Source organism: Desulfurispora sp. (assembly GCF_052744395.1).
This window is the reverse complement of record NZ_JBRAJI010000053.1, coordinates 1-15837: the sequence shown is the minus strand read 5'-3', so window position 1 is coordinate 15837 and position 15837 is coordinate 1. Positions and strand designations below refer to the sequence as shown.

Here is a 15837-nt window from a genome sequence, read left to right as displayed (position 1 = left end):
TCTATTTTCAGGGGGACATTTCCTTGCTGCCACCTACTGAAATTATACACGGCCATTTCCCACAAGCAACTAAGACACCGTTCCCCCCATATGATTTTCTCCTCTCCCTGCCACCTTCTCCACACAACCAAAACCCTGGGCATTTTTACTGCCCAGTCCGGCGTCCAGGGCTATCTGCAAAAGTTCCCGCGGACCGATAAGCCGCAGGCGGCCGGTGTATCCCTTCACCACCGAACCCTTGTAGTCCATTACATGCAGCCGGGGCCGGTCCAGCACCCGCACCTGCACCAATCCTTCTGGCGCTGTCTGTCCATGGTAGGCAGCATATTTTTTCGCCAGGTTGGCTGAAACAATGCGCTCAAACTCTTTTTCTCCCGGCTGGTAATAACAGGTGTACTTGCCGCCTTCCGGTCGCAACAAAGTGCTGTAGGCCACCACCGGCGAAAGGGTGCGCACTACCAGTGTCTCCTCCTCCACCACCTGCTCGGAAAAACGCACGTGCTCAATGGCTAGCCTGGCCTCACCCAAACGCAAGTGGTTTCTGGTGAGCAAATTGTTAATCAAATAGTGAAAAAACTTGATATTGGGCGAACTGACCACCAGAGTTACTTTTTCAGAAAAGCTAATGGTACGGGCCTCCCGGTCCAGCACATAGCGACCCAGCAGGCGGGAGAAGGTAAACATTTTATACCGGCGTCCGCCGGCTTCATAGCCCTGCTCGTGCAAGTGCTCGGCCAGCTCGGGGGGCAGGGCGGAGTAAATAGCCGACTGAATCAAATAGTTATATTTTAGCGGCACGGCCGGCCCCGGAACCGGGCGCATGGCAATATAGGCGTGCATATTTAATATCCCTCCATTTAAACTGTACAGGGCACCATTCGTGTTCGGTTAGCGTTCCAAAACACAAAATATAGATTATTCATGATACTGGATAAACAACATATTGTATATAATGTATTTCACCCTGGTTAAACCTATAATACACAACATGTGGTCTGACGACATTCTTTTGGCATTAACCGCACACGAATTCATATTTGTATTATAACAAATTCAACCATAAAGCTGTTGCCAAACATTTAATTCCTTCCTGTTCATCCAAATTTCTCTTTTAGCCAAAGGCCAATTAAAGCTATAATTACCTGTATAACCTATAATCATTTTCCAAGGAGCTGTTTTTATGTCCACCCTTACTTTGAACCACGAAAAAACCATCCACAAATCCCTGGGCATTGAAATTGAGAAAGCCACGCCCGAAGAAGTGGTGCTGACCATGCCCGTGGACGAGCGCACCCACCAGCCCTTTGGCATCCTGCACGGCGGCGCCTCGGTGGTGCTGGCCGAGTCAGCCGCCTCCATTGGCGCCTACCTGAACTGCGATCCCTCCCGCCAGGCCGCCGTGGGACTGGAGATCAATGCCAACCATATCCGCCCCAAGCGTTCGGGCACAGTGCGGGCGCGGGCCATACCGCTGCACAAAGGGCGCAGCACCATGGTCTGGGAGATTAAAATCACTGACGAGCAGGAAAAGCTGATCTGCGTCTCGCGCTGCACCATGGCCATTGTGGAACTGGCTTCTTTCGGGCAATGAACCGCTGACCGCTCCACAGGCCGGCCACTCCCCGGCCGCTATGCCGGCCTCGCCAGGGCCACGGGAGGAAAATCATCCCGGATGTAAACTCTGGCCCGGCAGCAAGCCTCCCTGGAATCGCCGAAAAAGCATCCGGTTATTACCTAAAAGCAACGCCCTGTCCCGCCTTTGATCCAGGCGGGGCTTGATATTTGGTCCGGGAGATTATGATCATATTTTGCCGGCCCTGTGCATAAATAACAGTAAGACCGGCCCCAAAATCCAGCCGGGAAACCCGGCCAGACCATACCCAGGCCGGACTGCATTTGATTACCCCGGCCGCCAAAACCCAGGGAGGTGAACCCCATGCGCAAGAGCAAGCAGTTTCCTGGCCTGCCCGTGGTCAGCCTGGCGGAGGGCAAACAGATTGGCACGGTAAAAGACCTGGTAATCAACCCGTCCGCCCGGGCGGTGGCCGCCCTGATCATAGAAACCGGCGCCTGGCGCAAAGAGCAGCGCTTCATCCCCTACCAGCGCATCCACAGTGTGGGTGACGATGCCATTACCATCCACCGCAGCAGCAATGTGGAAAAGGGCACCAGCCTGCCCGAAATCATGCAACTATTGAAAGAGCGGGTAACGCTTACCGGCAGCCGTCTGCTCACCCCCGGCGGCCAGGTGCTGGGCCGGGTGGAGGAATATTATGTGGATGTGAAAACCGGCCAGATTGTGGGGCTGGAGGTTTCCGGCGGCCAGCTGGGCGGCCTTTTAAAAGGCCGCGCCTTTCTGGACAGCAATCTGGTGGAAACCATCGGCCCCCGCCTGATTATCTGCCGGGAGGAAGCGCGGGAAAACATGATTAAAATTGACGGCGGGCTGGCGGAAAACCTGCAGCAGTGGCGGGAAAGCGGCGGCCGGCTCTGGGAGAGCACCCGCCAGGCTTCCTATCGCCTGGGCAGCAGCCTGGAAAAGTCACTGGAAAAAGCGCGCCGCCTTTATCCAGCACGCAAGGTCCCCCACCCCCCGGCGGAAACAGCGGCGGAAAGCCCTGCACCGGAAAACACCTGCCATTGCCCGGACTGCGCGCTACCAGATGCCGCCCGCGAACAGTCACCGATCCAGCTGCCTCCGTCAGAAGCAGAGATAGTCCAATCCGCGGCAGAACAACCCGCTGAAAAATTGTCCTCTCCCCAACCGGACCAAACCGGCCCGGCAACCACTGACACCACAGCACCAGCTCCACCGGGCAACCCGTCCGTCTCCTCAGCCAACGGCGCAAAGCCTGCCCATTAGATCTGGCAACTTATGCATAAGCTTCACCGGACAGTCTCCAGGGCGAGCGAGCAAAGGGCAAAAGCCCATAAAAAAACTCCGGCAGGATTTCCTCCGGAGTCGTTTTTGTGCCTTCCGGGTCAGCCCGCCACAATACGTGCAGCGCTGCCCGCAAGCAGCCGGTAGTTTCTTCCGGTCCATTAACGGTTGTACAAATTCATGGCCACCTGAAGACCCTGCTCTACCACCGTCCGCGCCGCCGCCGCACCCCGGCACATGGCCTCCTCCATGAGCGGCCGTTCCTCCGGAGCGAAGTCGCCCAGCACCCAGTCGATCACCGCCTGTTCACTGTCCACCGGCGGGCGACCAATGCCCACGCGCAGGCGGGCAAAGTCGGATGTACCCAAAAGCTCAATAATGGAAACCATGCCTTTGTGTCCGCCGCTGCCGCCTCTGGTGCGCAGGCGGATTTTGCCCGGCGGCAAATCCAGATCATCGTAGATTACCAGCAGATTACTTAACTCAATTTTATACCAGTGCAACAGCGCCGCCACGGCACTGCCGCTCAAATTCATGTAGGTCTGCGGCTTGACCAGCAAAACCGGCCGGCCCGCTATTGTCACCTTTGCCGTCAGAGCTTTGAACTTTTCCCGCCACGCCAGGGACCCCAGCTCGCCGGCCAGGGCGTCCACCACCATAAAGCCGGCGTTGTGCCGGGTGCGGGCATACTTTTCCCCCGGGTTGCCCAGGCCGACGATCATGTGCATTGGCGCCAGCTCCTAATCAAACAGCTTGCTCACACTTAAGTCCTCGTGGATGCGGATGATGGCCTCGCCCAGCAGCGGCGCCACCGACAGCACCTTCATCTTGGGAATGAGCTTTTCCTCGGGCAGGGGGATGGTGTTGGTGACCAGGATCTCCTTTACCGGCGCCTCGGCCAGGCGGGAGATGGCCGGCCCGCTCAGCACGGGGTGAGTGCAGCACAGGTAAATATCGTTGGCTCCCCGCTCCTTGAGGGCGGCCGCGCCCTGGGTGATGGTGCCGGCGGTGTCAATAATGTCGTCGCACAGGATCACATTGCGCCCCTGCACATTGCCGATGATGTTCATGATCTCGGCCACATTGGGCTCGGGCCGCCGCTTGTCGATAATGGCGATGGGCGCCCCAATGCGCTCGGCCAGATCCCGGGCCCGGGTGACGCCGCCCAGGTCGGGCGAGACCACGGTGACATTTTCAATCTTGCTCTGCAAAAAGTACTGGGCCAGGATGGGCACACCGGGCAGGTGGTCCACCGGAATGTCAAAAAAGCCCTGGATCTGGCCGGCGTGCAGGTCCATGGTGATCACGCGCCGGGCCCCGCTGGCCGTGAGCAGGTTGGCCACCAGCTTGGCCGTAATGGGATCGCGGGCCCGTGTCTTGCGGTCCTGCCGGGCATAGCCGTAGTAGGGCAGCACGGCAGTGATGCGCCGTGCCGAAGCCCGCCGCACCGCATCCACCATAACCAGCAGTTCCATCAGGTTTTCGTTCACCGGCTGGCAGGTGGGCTGGATGATAAAAACATCGGCCCCGCGCACGCTCTCGTTAATTTTCACCTGGATCTCCCCGTCGCTGAAACGGGTCACTCTGGCCGCTCCCACACTTACTCCCAGGTAGCCGGCAATTTCCTCGGCCAGTCCGGGGTTGGCATTGCCGGTGAAGATTTTCAGCCGCTTGCGAGAAGACATTTTTAATTACCTCCAAAAAGTTCTGCCTTTATTCTCCGCCCTGCCCGCCTTTTTTCTTCCAGTCGGGCACAATTTTCTGTTTGGCCCTTTCCACGGCCAGCGCCCCGGCCGGCACATCTTTGGTAATGGTGGAACCGGCCCCGGTCACGGCGCCCGCTCCCACGGTCACCGGCGCCACCAGGTTGGTGTTGGATCCGATAAAGGCCCCGTCTTCAACCACCGTGGGCCATTTGTTCTTGCCGTCGTAATTGCAGGTGATGGTACCGGCTCCAATGTTTACGCTGCTGCCCAAAGTGGCATCACCAATATAGCTCAAATGGGGAATCTTGCTGCCCGGCCCCACGGTAGCCTTTTTCAGCTCCACAAAATCGCCTACTTTAACCTGCTCGGCCAGGTAGCAGCCCGGCCGGATGTAGGCAAAGGGACCCACCGTACAGCCGCTTTCCAAGCGGCTTTCCTCCACCACGGAAAAGCGCACCTGCACGCCGTCACCCAGCTCGGCCGCCCGCAAATAAGTATGGGGGCCGATGGTACAGCCGCAGCCAATGCGGGTACCCCGGGCCAGGTACGTGCCCGGCAGCAGCACGGTGTCCGGCCCCACAGTCACGTCCACCTCGATATAGGTGTGCTCGGGATCCAGCACGGTCACGCCGCTTTTGGCCAGTTCCTCCAGGTGGCGCAGGCGAAAAACCCGCTCGGCCTGCGCCAGCTGCCAGCGGTCATTGATGCCGGCCACCTCGGCCGGGTCGGCACAGGTAAGCGCAGCCACCCGCTCACCCCGCCCCACGTACAGGCCGATAATATCGGTCAGATAATACTCGCCCTGGGCATTCTGCGGCCGGATCTCTTTCAGGGCGGCAAACAGGCCGGTACTGCGCAAACAGTACAGGCCCGTGTTAATCTCCTTGACCGCCAGCTCATCCGCCGTGGCGTCCTTTTGCTCCACAATGCGGCTCACCCGCCCGTCGGCCTCCCGGATCACCCGCCCGTAGCCGGTGGGATCGGCGAGCTGTGCGGTCAAAACTGTGGCCGCCGCCTGCTGCCGGCGGTGCTCCCGCACCAGCTGCTCCAGCGTCCCGGGCCGGAGGAGCGGCGTATCGCCGCACAGCACCAGAATATCGCCGGCATAGCCTTCCAGGGCGCTTTCGGCCATCAGCAGGGCGTGCGCCGTACCCAGCTGCTGCTCCTGACAGACCACCTGCGCCCGGCCGTCCACATAAGCGGCTACCTGCTCCAGGCCGTGGCCGGCCACCACCACCACTTTTTCCACCCGGCAGGCCGCCAAAGTATCCAGCACATGCCCCAGCATGGGCTGCCCGCCCAGCGGGTGCAGCACCTTGGGCAGTTCGGATTTCATGCGCGTGCCCTTGCCGGCCGCCAGTATCACCGCCGCCAGTGTCATCTATTTATACCTCTCTTTTCCCAAAAAACACCACTTGTCATACAGTTTTTTGCAACACCAAACATTTTTATTCAACATAACTTTGCTTTTCCCTTTTTATAAGCGGTTTTTAAATTATACTTAATAGTTTGTATTTAATCTTTATCGTCCCGCAGCAAAGCCGCAAAACCCGGCGCACAAGATTGGTCCCTGCACACGGCAATATTTTACAAAGCCTTAACAGGCAACACTCCCGAAACGGGATTGACGCCTGGCTATGATGTGCTATAATGCTATACATACAAAATTATTGCTTTATTTACCGGTTTGCCTCTAAAGAAAAATATTGACCAAAATATTACCCAGCAAAGGCGCTGCTTGAAGCAGCGCCTTTGCTGTTTTACAACGCCAACGGAGTAAGGGGGGCAAGTTATGTACAAAACACTGGCAACACCCAACAATATATACCTGTTAAAAACAGGGCTGGCCATAACCGGTGTACTGGTTTTATGCCGGCTCTTCCACCTGGAACCCGCGCTATTTGCCGCCATCAGCGCTCTGCTCAATATTCAACCTTCCATTTACCGTTCCTTTAAAAACGCCCGCGAGCAAGTGCTGTCCCATTTTCTGGCCGCAGCAGTAGCTATCGCCTGCGGCTACACACTGGGCAACAGTCCACCGGTAATTGGTCTGGTAGCCATGCTGACGGCCGGGTTGTGCCAGCGCCTGCAAATAGCCGGCAGCATGGCCATCGGCGTGGTAGGCGGAATTTTTATCCTCAGCTCTCCACAACATGATTTTATTCATCATGCTCTGACACGATCGTATGTAATTTTTGCCGGGCTGGCCTGCGCCATGGCTATCAACGCCCTGATACCGGCAGGCAACCATCTCAAAACGCTGGAAGAACAACTGGAAAAACTGAACAAAAACGTTGCCCGTTTCTTCTGCGCCGCCATAAACGATTTTATCCACCTGTCCCGCCCGACAAACGCTGAACAAATCAAGCAAAACCAGGCATTAGAAAGCCAGATTAAGTCGGCCCGCAACCTGCTGGCTTTATGCCGCGAAACAGGCGGCCGGCAAATGGACGGGATAAATTCCCGCTTGTATTATCTGGAAAAGTATCTGGACTATAACAGCACCCTCTTGCAAAAGGCGAACCAGATTTACATTGCCCTTGAACAGCGGCTGCGCTGGCGAGTCGCCCAGGACCACCCGCCATTGAGCACCGAGTACAAACAGATGCTCAAAGTGCTGGCCCATGCTCTGCACACTTTCCGGGAACTAAACCATCAGCTGGCGCAACAGCTTTTTCATAACAAACCATTTACCCCGCCCCCAGTTAGCGAAGATTTATGGCTGGAACTCAGCCTGCTCATAGACCAATGGCACACCCACAAAAGCGGCAGCGATTTTGTACACGCCCTGCTGCACTTTGCCACGGTGGCCAACGACCTGAAATGGGCCTGCCGCAGCATCAAGGAATTTTACAAACAGCCTCGGACGAGTACATGGCAATTATCAGTTACCGGAGGTGAGAGCAATGTTTTTCAGCGGCCTTGTTACCGGCATTCTGCTCACAGCGGCGGGCGCTGTCCTGCTTAACAGGCGGCACAGGCAGCTTTTTTTCCGCCAGCTGCAGGAAATCGGTGCCCAGGTAAACAACTGGCAAACCATTGAACTGCCCGCCAGAACAGCACACCATCCGGGCGGATCTTTAACCGTAGCAGTGAACCGGCTGGTGGAACAGACCCGCCATCTGGCCAAGGAAATCCAGCTTTCCGCCCAGCAGACGCGTTCGGCTGCCCTGCAGGTAAATTCCTGCCTGGCGGCGGGCGATGATATCATGCAGTCTTTCCGGCAGATTCAGGCCGCAGCAGAGGGACTGCGCCGGGCGGAAGCAAAAGTACTGGCGGGCTCTGAACAGGCAGAACATAATAGACTACAGAGCAACAGGGTAATGCAGCAACTCGGCCTGGCGGCAGAGGAGATTATCCACACCGGCAGCGCTCTAGGAAACCAGGTCGGGGCGCTTCAGACCACCGTAGCCAATGTCCAGGAGGTAGCGGCCAGCATCGGGCACATCGCCGGACAAATCCGCCTGCTGGCGCTGAACGCCACCATTGAGGCAGCGCGGGCCGGGCAACACGGGCTAGGTTTTGGCGTGGTGGCGGCCGAAATCAGCCATTTGGCCGAGGTTACCGCCGGGGCGGCCAGAAATGTGCAAAACCTGCTCTCCACCATCCGCCAGGACGCCACACAAGTAGTACAGAGCATTGGCCAGAACCTCAATGTGCAAAACCAGTTGGCCGCGGACATAAGCCAGTTACAGGATATTGTGGGCAGCACCGCCCGGATTAATGAGCAAATCCAGGAAACCATGCGCACCGCTTTAAACCAGACCAGCGCCATGCTCCAAGAAACGGCAGCCGTGCTGGACAGCCGCAGCCGGGACATGGAAACCGTGCTGGCGGCAGGTAAATTTATTGACCGCCTGGCGGAAGAGTTGACCAAAGTCAGCCAGACCTGCCAGCTGGAATACCGGCTGCACCGGGACGCCCGGCAGGCCATTGAGCATTTGCAAAGCCAGCTCGGGCAACTGGCCCGGAACCCGCGGCTTAAGGAAGCAAATCCGTCCGTCCACCGCGAGCTGCTCACCGCCCTGGCCGAGCGCAATGCCGCCATGGAAGCCATCTGGTCCAACGACACGCAGGGCCGCTTTATCTTTTCCCATCCTCCGGCCGGACTGGCCAACGCCAGGGTGCGGGAATGGTGGCAAAGAACTATGCAGGGCGAACAATATATCTCCCCTGTTTATATTTCGGCCATCACCCGCCAGCCCTGCCTGACAGTAGCCGTGCCAATTAAGGATTCCACCGGCAAGGCCATAGCCGTATTGGGAGCAGATTTGCAGTTAATGTAAAAAGTTATACAGCAGCCAAACACAGCAAAGGGAGCTCCCCGGAGCTCCCTTAATATTTTTTGCAAAATTATCTAGTTAAAATGACTCCACAGCTGCAAAGTTCCGGCCTTGCCGTCCGGGACCAAACACGCCTTGTCAGCAATCTTTCATCACACATTGCGATTAAACAACCCGCACTTATACCGCCGCGGCATTGCTGTATTCCAGCTCGCTCAGGGCCGCCTCGTAGGCCTGCAGCACCGCGTTCTGGATGATCTCCCGCGCCGTAGCCGTGATGGGGTGGGCAATATCACGAAACTCCCCGTCTGGAGTCTTGCGGCTGGGCATGGCTACAAACAGCCCGTTCTGGCCTTCCACCACCTTCACATCGTGGATGACAAACATATCGTCCAGCGTCACCGAAACAATGGCCTTCATTTTCCCCTCCGCAATGATCTTTCGCACGCGCACATCGGTTACAGTCATGGCCTGGCTTCACCACCTTCCCTTAATTGCAAAATGGCTCGTTGTTTTGATGTGGGAAGTCTTCTCCATGCCAAGGGGAAATTCCTGCCAATTTTTCAATTTACATTAAGAAAATGTTTCCTTTTATTGCTACATATTTCGACATATATCGAGTTTTAAGGCGCTCTTGCAGAGTCCCCCGGCAGGGCCGCATCATTGCTCGCCAGGCCCACTTTGCTCACCCGAACCAGCAGCCAAACCAGTCTGGCCTCTGCATCAAGCCCATATCTCCACCCGGCCAATATAATTTCCGCCGGCCGGTTACCGGTTTTGGTTTAGCCGCCCACCCTCTCAATGGTATATCCCTGTTCCCGCAGGCGGCCGACAATTTCTTCTATATGGGCCGCATCCCGCGTTTCCACCTGCAGTTCTACCGCCGCCTGCTTTAAAGGCACCCGGGCGGTGGTGCGGTCGTGGGTCACCGCAATGATGTTGCCCTTGAGCTCGGCTACCAGGGCCAGCAAATGCTGCAGTTGACCGGGCTGGTCCTCCAGCACCGTGCGCAGGAAAAGGCGCCGGCCGGCCTCCACCAAACCCCGCTCGATGATCACAGCCAGCATATTCACATCGATATTGCCCCCGCTCACCACCACTACCACCTTGCTGCCGGGCGCCAGATTCACCTTGCCTTGCAGCAAAGCCGCCACCCCCACGGCTCCCGCCCCTTCGGCCACCACCTTGCAGCGTTCCAACAGAATCAATATGGCCCGGGCGATTTCCTCTTCCTCCACCAGCACGATCTCATCGGCCAGGCGGGAGATGATGCTCACGGGCAGTTCCCCCGGCTGGCGTACACAGATGCCGTCGGCAAAGCTGACCGCTCTTTCCGCCGCCCGGCAGACGCCTTCCCGGCAGGAAAGGTAAATGGCCGGCGCCCCGGCTGCCTGCACGCCGATGATTTTGGCCCGGGGCCGGAGCGCGCGGATCACCGTGCTGATACCGGCTAAAAGGCCTCCCCCACCGGCCGGTACCACCACCGCATCCACATCGGGCAGCTGCTCCAGAATTTCCAGCGCGCAGGTGCCCTGCCCGGCAATGATCAGCGGGTCGTCAAAAGCGTGGATGAAAGTCGCGCCGCTCTCCTGCTGGAGGCGCTGCGCCTGCTGGTAGGCATCGTCATAGCCCCGGCCGTACAGCACCACTTCCGCCCCGTAGGAGCGGGTGGCCACAATTTTGGCGATGGGAGCATTCTGAGGCATCACAATAGTGGCTTTTATTCCCGCCCGCGCCGCCGCGCAGGCCACCCCCTGGGCATGATTGCCGGCCGAAGCGGCCAGCACCCCCCGGGCTTTTTCTTCTTCACTCAGACTAGCAATTTTGTTGTAAGCACCGCGGATCTTGAAAGATCCCGTTTTCTGGAGGTTCTCCAGCTTTAAATAGCAGTGTACGCCGGCAAGGCGCGTCAGGGTGGTGGAATAGTCCAGGGGGGTCCTGTCCACCACATTCCCCATGCGCAACCGGGCCGCCACAATGCTCTCCAGCGAAACCTCGCCCGACCTGGCAGTCATGACCGGGGCCTCCTCTTTTTTCTTCAGTTTACCTCGCCGGCTTACCGGTTATACCTCCCCGCCCGCCGGTCCAGGCTGCCGGGCCCGGTTTACTCGGCCGGAAGCCTGGCTCCTTTCCCTGCAATTCCCTGCAGGAAAAACCCCCGCTGCAGCGAATAAAGGCAAAAGTTAACCATCTTTGCAGCAACACGGGAGGTATGGCTCTCCATGGCTCTGCGCATCAAATTCAGCCCCCAAAAACAAACCTGCCGGCTGTCCCTCTCCCGACCGCCCAAAAATAGCCGGGCCCGGGAAATCACCATCAGCACCTGGGTGGAAGCTTCCCGGCGCGAGGTCAGCCGGCTGAAAAAATACACCCCCGGCCTGTAGTCACAGCAGGGGGTCAGTTCACCGGCCCGGGACTGAGCACCCGGCGCACCAGCAGCAAATCGCTGGGCTTATCCACATCCACACCCACTTCCGGGTCGCGGCACAGCACCACTGCTCCCCGCACTCCTAAAAGCTGCGAAACCTTGCGTTCGGCCTCGGGCAGCGTGATCCGGCGCAGCAAAAAGCGCAGCAAAAATCCCCAGCCCACCAGACCGGCCAGGCGCAGCGGACTTTTGCGCGCCGCTACCAGCTGCCGGCCCCGTTCCAGGCAACGCGGCAGAACGGCCGGATGGAACAGGAGCAAATTCCCTCCAGTATAATCCCCCTCTTTGAAGTGCACATAGGTTCTTTCCACTCCGGCATAGCGGCTTTCCAGGAGCTGCCTTTCGATTACCGGATAATAAACATCCGCCCGGCGCTGACCGCAGAGGTCCAGAAAGTTCTCCACCGCCCCGGCGCTGAGCAGGGGGATGTCGCAGGTGGCCAGGAGCACCGGCGCGGCATCGCCCAGCACCTGCACTCCCTTTTCCACATTGTCCAGCAGGTCGCCGGCCGGCGCCACCACTTCCACTCTCCCGGGCAGGTCAGCAATCTCGGGCCCCACCACCAGTACCCGGTCTACCCGGGAGCAGCTCAAAAGAGCCTGCACCACATAGGTGACCATGCTCCGACCACCAATGGAAATCAGGGCTTCGTAGGGCTCACGGCTGCACTCTCTCAGCCGCCCCCGGTTCAAACTGCCGGCCAGCACCAGTGCAGACAGCATCAATTGCTCTCCCCCTGCAGAACATTTAACAGACTTTGTTCGGCATTTTCAATATGCTCCCTGGCCAGAGTGCTGGCCAGTTCCACATTGCGGTCGCTGATGGCCTCCACAATTTTGCGGTGTTCCTCCACCGCGTGTTTGGAGCGCCCCGGCTGGGACAGTGAAGTGGTGCGAAAACGGGTGATTTGCTCTTTCAAATGGGTCAGAATTTGCACCAGGCGCTCATTGCGGCAGGCCCTGTAGATCAATTCATGAAAATTGATGTCGGTTTCCACCAGGGCGTCGATGTCTTCCCGGCCGGTAACCTCGGAAATCTGTACCAGTGAGCGCTCCAGCTCCTCCAGTTCCTCCTCGGTGGCCCGCTCGGCGGCCAGCCCGGCCGCCAGCGCCTCCAGCGCCGCCCGCACTTCAAACACGTCCACGATGTCTTTCACCGATATGCCCGCCACATAGGCCCCTTTGCGCGGCACCATCACCACAAAACCTTCCAGCTCCAGCTTGCGGATGGCTTCCCGTACCGGCGTGCGGCTGACGCCCATTTCCTCGGCCAGCTGTATCTCCATCAGCCGCTCGCCGGGTTTAAGGCGCCCCTGGATAATGGCTTCCCGGAGCGATTCAAAGACCATCTCGCGCAGCGGCTTGTAATTGTCCAGTTTGATGGGCACCAGTCTGGGTTCGGTCACCAGTACATACCTCCCCGTTTTTCAGGTTAAATATACATATCCGGCCTTATTTTTACAAAGTCACCGCCACATCCACCCGGCAGCCTGCCAGGTCCAGCCCGGCCGCCACCCGCCGGGCCGCCGGCTCATCGGCGCACAGGCCGAACACCGTGGGGCCGCTGCCCGACATGAGCACACCGGACGCACCGGCCTCCTGCAGCGCCTGCTTGATGGCGGCCAGCTCCGGGTGCAGGGTAAAGGTGGCCCGCTCCAGGTCGTTGACCAGGGCGGCACAGAGACCGGCCCAGTCACCCTGCTCCAGAGCCGCCAGCAGCGGTGCCAGCTCGCCCGGCGGGCGGGGCGGCAACTGGTCGTGCAGGCGGTAAACGCGGGGGGTGGACACGCCAAAGGCCGGTTTAACCAGCACCACACCCCGGCCAACCAGCGCCGGCAGCGGCTCCACCACCTCGCCCCGGCCGCGGGCCCGGGCCGTGCCTCCCACCAGGCCAAAAGGCACATCGGACCCCAGGGCGGCGCCCAGTTCCATCAGTTCGCCCAAAGAAAGGCCCAGATCCCAGAGCTGGTTCAGGCCCCGCAGCACTGCCGCGGCGTCGGCCGAACCGCCGGCCAGCCCGGCCGCCAGGGGGATGTTTTTTTCTATGTATATGCGCACCCCCCGGCGCTGACCGGTCACCTTCTGCAGCAGGGCGGCGGCCCGGTAGGCCAGGTTGTCCGGCCCGCCCGCCAGTTCCGGGCAGTTTACCTCCACACAAATGGTTTCCGCCAGCTCCAGGGTGAGCACATCGCCCAGGCTGACGGCCTGCATGACCATGTCCACTTCATGATAACCGTCGGCCCGGCATCCCAGCACGGCCAGGCCCAGGTTGATCTTGGCAAAGGCAGTAACCTGCATAGATTCTCTCCTGATGTAAATATTGGCCGCCGGCCGGCAAAAACCTGCCGGCATACTGGTCGCCCCGGCGGTAAAGGCTAATTATGAAACAAAATTTATTCAAAGGAGGGAGCCAATATGGCCGGTCAGATCAAATGCAAAGTGGAAGAATGCAAGCACAACCGCGACTTCATCTGCCACGCCGGAAGCATTGAAGTGATGTCCAGCCGCACCAAACGCCCCACCTGCAGTGATGAGACCGCCTGCCACACCTTTGCGCCCCGCACCTGAGCCCAGGGCCTCACCCTTACTATATGCCAAAAAGCGGCCCTTTAGCCGGGCCGCTTTTACGCTTTGCTGTGAGCGCGGATGAACGCCTGGATGGAGCGGTCGTAGGTCCGCTCGGCTGCGGGCGGGAAAAAGCAGCCCGGTATCTCTCCGTTCTTGCGGTGGTAGGCCACACATTCACAGCAAAGGCCCCGTTTGTTGCAGGCACTGTAAGTGCAGGTGCAGCCGGCCAGGTTTTTTTCCTGGCGGCAAACCATTTCTTTACCGGCCACGCTGGATCACCTTCCCAGACAAAGTTTTTTCCATGGAGCCGGCTTTTCCGCCAGCCAGTTGGTCAACTGTTCATACTCTCATCCATATGCAGCATCTTACCAGAAAATAAAACCGCCGACAAGCGGTAACCGGACCACCGGCCCGCACATATAATAAACGTGCTGCACGCCCGGCCATCTGCCGGACACACCTTGCCTGTCAGGAGATGATTGTATGAGCGGCACATACCTTTTGATCAATACCCGCAGCCGGCAACTGCAATATTTTACCGGCGGACGCCTGTCCGCCACCTACCCGGTAGCCGTGGGCAAACCCTCTACCCCCACCCCCACGGGCCAGTACAAGATCGTGAACAAGGTGGTCAATCCCGGCGGTGTGCTGGGCAGCCGCTGGATGGGGCTGAGCATCCCCGGAGGCAATTACGGCATCCACGGCACCAACAATCCGGCCTCCATCGGCACCATGGCCTCCAAAGGGTGCATCCGCATGCACAACCGGGACATCGAGGCCCTCTTTCCCCGGGTGCCCGTGGGTACCCCGGTGCTCATTGTGGCCGAGGAGCGCACCAATACACCGGAGAAAGTTTCGCTTGACCCGCAGCCGGCCCAGCCAGGCGCCGGCCTACCTCCGGCCCCGCCACAGTCCGCGCCGCCCCCGGACACCCCACCCCGGGATAGCTCCCTGCCCGAACCCGCCCCGGCAGCCGCCCCTGCTGCCGAACGCTATCACCTGGTCCGGCCGGGAGATACACTCTGGCTGATCGCCCGCCGTTACGGCGTCAAACTGGAGCAGCTCTTAGCTTTAAACCAGCTGGCCAGCCCGCATTTAATCTATCCCGGACAGCAAATCCGGCTGCCCTGAATCCTATTTGCGCAGCAAAAAGTACGCCCCCAGGGCCATGAGCAGTGTTCCCACGATGCGGCACCAGGAAAAGGTCAGCCTGTCCACACCGCAAAAACCGAAATGGTCGATCAGACCGGCTGTAAACACCTGGCCCAGAATAATGGCCGTGGTGGCCGGCGCCACCCCCACCCGGGGGATGCTTAAAGCCACCAGGTAAACTATGCCCACCCCCAGTACACCGCCCAGCAGGGTGTACCAGGGCGCGGTGCAGAGCAGGGCCAACCGGCCACTGCCCAGCCGCAGGACGAACAAAAGCAGGCTGACCAGCACAAGACCGGTGACATGCACCACTAAAGTGGTCTCCAAAAGGCCAATTTTCTTGCCCAGCACGGCGTTAAAAGTACCCTGCCAGGCCATCAGCACGCCGGATGCAGCAGCAATGAGCAGGGCTGGCAAGTTATCGATCAATAAAAACAAACACCCCCGGTAAAGTTTTTCCGGGGGTAGTTTGCTCATTATCCCTGCCGATTATTACCCGTCTCACCCGCCAGGCGGGGATCCCAAAAAAGCACCCGGTTTCTGCCGCCCGGCCGCCGGACGGGCGCCGTTTCGGACCGGGCGGCACCAGCTGCCGTCCCGCTTTCCCCCACCGCACCGCCGTTTTCCCGGCTCCGCCCTGCCGTACCAACTGCCCTGTCCCGCCCCGCAGGAGCCTCTGCCACCGGCCGGCGCTCCCGGGCTTCTCCCCCCGGCCCGCCGCCCCACAGGCTGGGCAACAGCCCCCAGAGCGCGGCCGGCGGGGGGGGCCGTTAACCCGCGTAAAACAGCACCACCCCGGCCCGCGCTACCCGCGGGGCCG

At 59.3% G+C, this 15837-nt stretch carries 19 protein-coding genes; 7 read left to right on the top strand and 12 right to left on the bottom strand.

The features are described 5' to 3' along the window. Positions 1 to 69 precede the first annotated feature (69 nt). Positions 70 to 840, bottom strand: a complete 771-nt coding sequence (cas6, locus tag ACUVTU_RS11885; protein ID WP_445890176.1) for a CRISPR-associated endoribonuclease Cas6 — start codon at positions 838 to 840, stop codon at positions 70 to 72. Between the two features lie 340 nt (positions 841 to 1180). Here cas6 and ACUVTU_RS11880 point away from each other — a divergent pair, with 340 nt between their 5' ends. Next, on the top strand, positions 1181 to 1591 hold the full coding sequence (locus ACUVTU_RS11880; protein ID WP_445890175.1) for a hotdog fold thioesterase: 411 nt from the start codon (positions 1181 to 1183) through the stop codon (positions 1589 to 1591). A gap of 345 nt (positions 1592 to 1936) precedes the next feature. Beyond that, positions 1937 to 2863, top strand: coding sequence for a PRC-barrel domain-containing protein (locus ACUVTU_RS11875; protein ID WP_445890174.1), 927 nt, complete (start codon positions 1937 to 1939; stop codon positions 2861 to 2863). 179 nt (positions 2864 to 3042) lie between these two features. On the opposite strand, the gene pth is transcribed toward ACUVTU_RS11875, so the two are convergent. The 3 genes from pth to glmU are packed head-to-tail and all read right to left on the bottom strand — an operon-like array spanning position 3043 to position 5968. Further along, complete coding sequence (pth, locus tag ACUVTU_RS11870; RefSeq protein ID WP_445890173.1) at positions 3043 to 3609, bottom strand: aminoacyl-tRNA hydrolase; 567 nt, start codon at positions 3607 to 3609, stop codon at positions 3043 to 3045. Between the two features lie 12 nt (positions 3610 to 3621). Further along, positions 3622 to 4566, bottom strand: coding sequence for a ribose-phosphate diphosphokinase (locus tag ACUVTU_RS11865; protein WP_445890172.1), 945 nt, complete (start codon positions 4564 to 4566; stop codon positions 3622 to 3624). A gap of 28 nt (positions 4567 to 4594) precedes the next feature. Continuing rightward, positions 4595 to 5968 carry a bifunctional UDP-N-acetylglucosamine diphosphorylase/glucosamine-1-phosphate N-acetyltransferase GlmU gene (gene glmU / locus ACUVTU_RS11860; RefSeq protein ID WP_445890171.1) on the bottom strand — a complete coding sequence of 458 codons (1374 nt, stop codon included), beginning with the start codon at positions 5966 to 5968 and terminating at the stop codon, positions 4595 to 4597. Positions 5969 to 6379: 411 nt separating this feature from the next. Between glmU and ACUVTU_RS11855 the strand changes: the two genes are divergently transcribed. Together ACUVTU_RS11855 and ACUVTU_RS11850 are read left to right on the top strand one after the other, a co-directional pair. Beyond that, positions 6380 to 7555 (top strand): FUSC family protein, encoded by a 1176-nt coding sequence (locus ACUVTU_RS11855; protein ID WP_445890170.1) that lies wholly within the window; start codon positions 6380 to 6382, stop codon positions 7553 to 7555. Then, complete coding sequence (locus ACUVTU_RS11850) at positions 7494 to 8873, top strand: methyl-accepting chemotaxis protein (protein ID WP_445890169.1); 1380 nt, start codon at positions 7494 to 7496, stop codon at positions 8871 to 8873. Before ACUVTU_RS11855 ends, ACUVTU_RS11850 begins: the two co-directional genes overlap by 62 nt. Before the next feature lie 177 nt (positions 8874 to 9050). Here ACUVTU_RS11850 and spoVG read toward each other — a convergent pair whose 3' ends face one another. Both spoVG and ilvA read right to left on the bottom strand, forming a co-directional pair. Continuing rightward, a complete protein-coding gene (gene spoVG / locus ACUVTU_RS11845; RefSeq protein WP_018086122.1) occupies positions 9051 to 9338 on the bottom strand; it encodes a septation regulator SpoVG in 288 nt (95 codons plus the stop codon). Positions 9339 to 9652: 314 nt separating this feature from the next. Then, positions 9653 to 10885, bottom strand: coding sequence for a threonine ammonia-lyase (ilvA, locus tag ACUVTU_RS11840; protein WP_445890168.1), 1233 nt, complete (start codon positions 10883 to 10885; stop codon positions 9653 to 9655). Positions 10886 to 11092: 207 nt separating this feature from the next. Between ilvA and ACUVTU_RS11835 the strand changes: the two genes are divergently transcribed. Then, complete coding sequence (locus ACUVTU_RS11835; protein WP_445890167.1) at positions 11093 to 11254, top strand: hypothetical protein; 162 nt, start codon at positions 11093 to 11095, stop codon at positions 11252 to 11254. 13 nt (positions 11255 to 11267) lie between these two features. Here ACUVTU_RS11835 and ACUVTU_RS11830 read toward each other — a convergent pair whose 3' ends face one another. Genes ACUVTU_RS11830 through ispE form a run of 3 tightly spaced genes read right to left on the bottom strand, consistent with a single transcriptional unit; the run spans position 11268 to position 13595 of the window. Next, the gene (locus ACUVTU_RS11830; protein WP_445890166.1) at positions 11268 to 12020 is read right to left on the bottom strand and encodes a nucleotidyltransferase family protein; all 753 of its coding nucleotides are present in this window, start codon (positions 12018 to 12020) and stop codon (positions 11268 to 11270) included. Continuing rightward, the gene (locus tag ACUVTU_RS11825) at positions 12020 to 12703 is read right to left on the bottom strand and encodes a GntR family transcriptional regulator (protein ID WP_445890165.1); all 684 of its coding nucleotides are present in this window, start codon (positions 12701 to 12703) and stop codon (positions 12020 to 12022) included. The genes ACUVTU_RS11830 and ACUVTU_RS11825 overlap by 1 nt, the downstream gene beginning before the upstream one ends. Positions 12704 to 12755: 52 nt before the next feature. Beyond that, a complete protein-coding gene (gene ispE, locus ACUVTU_RS11820) occupies positions 12756 to 13595 on the bottom strand; it encodes a 4-(cytidine 5'-diphospho)-2-C-methyl-D-erythritol kinase (protein ID WP_445890164.1) in 840 nt (279 codons plus the stop codon). 117 nt (positions 13596 to 13712) lie between these two features. Here ispE and ACUVTU_RS11815 point away from each other — a divergent pair, with 117 nt between their 5' ends. Continuing rightward, on the top strand, positions 13713 to 13865 hold the full coding sequence (locus ACUVTU_RS11815) for a DUF1540 domain-containing protein (protein ID WP_445890163.1): 153 nt from the start codon (positions 13713 to 13715) through the stop codon (positions 13863 to 13865). Between the two features lie 56 nt (positions 13866 to 13921). On the opposite strand, the gene ACUVTU_RS11810 is transcribed toward ACUVTU_RS11815, so the two are convergent. Further along, positions 13922 to 14119, bottom strand: coding sequence for a DUF6485 family protein (locus tag ACUVTU_RS11810; protein WP_445890177.1), 198 nt, complete (start codon positions 14117 to 14119; stop codon positions 13922 to 13924). Between the two features lie 229 nt (positions 14120 to 14348). On the opposite strand from ACUVTU_RS11810, the gene ACUVTU_RS11805 reads away from it, so the two are divergent. Then, the gene (locus tag ACUVTU_RS11805; protein ID WP_445890162.1) at positions 14349 to 14996 is read left to right on the top strand and encodes a L,D-transpeptidase family protein; all 648 of its coding nucleotides are present in this window, start codon (positions 14349 to 14351) and stop codon (positions 14994 to 14996) included. Between the two features lie 3 nt (positions 14997 to 14999). On the opposite strand, the gene ACUVTU_RS11800 is transcribed toward ACUVTU_RS11805, so the two are convergent. Continuing rightward, the gene (locus tag ACUVTU_RS11800; protein WP_445890161.1) at positions 15000 to 15446 is read right to left on the bottom strand and encodes a DMT family transporter; all 447 of its coding nucleotides are present in this window, start codon (positions 15444 to 15446) and stop codon (positions 15000 to 15002) included. 47 nt (positions 15447 to 15493) lie between these two features. Continuing rightward, positions 15494 to 15754 carry a hypothetical protein gene (locus ACUVTU_RS11795; protein ID WP_445890160.1) on the bottom strand — a complete coding sequence of 87 codons (261 nt, stop codon included), beginning with the start codon at positions 15752 to 15754 and terminating at the stop codon, positions 15494 to 15496. Between the last annotated feature and the right edge of the window lie 83 nt (positions 15755 to 15837).

Coding starts and splice junctions, on each gene's coding strand:
- cas6 (WP_445890176.1), bottom strand. CDS start 840: ATGCACGCCTATATTGCCATGCGCCCGGTTCCGGGGCCGGCCGTGCCG.
- ACUVTU_RS11880 (WP_445890175.1), top strand. CDS start 1,181: ATGTCCACCCTTACTTTGAACCACGAAAAAACCATCCACAAATCCCTG.
- ACUVTU_RS11875 (WP_445890174.1), top strand. CDS start 1,937: ATGCGCAAGAGCAAGCAGTTTCCTGGCCTGCCCGTGGTCAGCCTGGCG.
- pth (WP_445890173.1), bottom strand. CDS start 3,609: ATGCACATGATCGTCGGCCTGGGCAACCCGGGGGAAAAGTATGCCCGC.
- ACUVTU_RS11865 (WP_445890172.1), bottom strand. CDS start 4,566: ATGTCTTCTCGCAAGCGGCTGAAAATCTTCACCGGCAATGCCAACCCC.
- glmU (WP_445890171.1), bottom strand. CDS start 5,968: ATGACACTGGCGGCGGTGATACTGGCGGCCGGCAAGGGCACGCGCATG.
- ACUVTU_RS11855 (WP_445890170.1), top strand. CDS start 6,380: ATGTACAAAACACTGGCAACACCCAACAATATATACCTGTTAAAAACA.
- ACUVTU_RS11850 (WP_445890169.1), top strand. CDS start 7,494: ATGTTTTTCAGCGGCCTTGTTACCGGCATTCTGCTCACAGCGGCGGGC.
- spoVG (WP_018086122.1), bottom strand. CDS start 9,338: ATGACTGTAACCGATGTGCGCGTGCGAAAGATCATTGCGGAGGGGAAA.
- ilvA (WP_445890168.1), bottom strand. CDS start 10,885: ATGACTGCCAGGTCGGGCGAGGTTTCGCTGGAGAGCATTGTGGCGGCC.
- ACUVTU_RS11835 (WP_445890167.1), top strand. CDS start 11,093: ATGGCTCTGCGCATCAAATTCAGCCCCCAAAAACAAACCTGCCGGCTG.
- ACUVTU_RS11830 (WP_445890166.1), bottom strand. CDS start 12,020: ATGCTGTCTGCACTGGTGCTGGCCGGCAGTTTGAACCGGGGGCGGCTG.
- ispE (WP_445890164.1), bottom strand. CDS start 13,595: ATGCAGGTTACTGCCTTTGCCAAGATCAACCTGGGCCTGGCCGTGCTG.
- ACUVTU_RS11815 (WP_445890163.1), top strand. CDS start 13,713: ATGGCCGGTCAGATCAAATGCAAAGTGGAAGAATGCAAGCACAACCGC.
- ACUVTU_RS11810 (WP_445890177.1), bottom strand. CDS start 14,119: ATGGTTTGCCGCCAGGAAAAAAACCTGGCCGGCTGCACCTGCACTTAC.
- ACUVTU_RS11805 (WP_445890162.1), top strand. CDS start 14,349: ATGAGCGGCACATACCTTTTGATCAATACCCGCAGCCGGCAACTGCAA.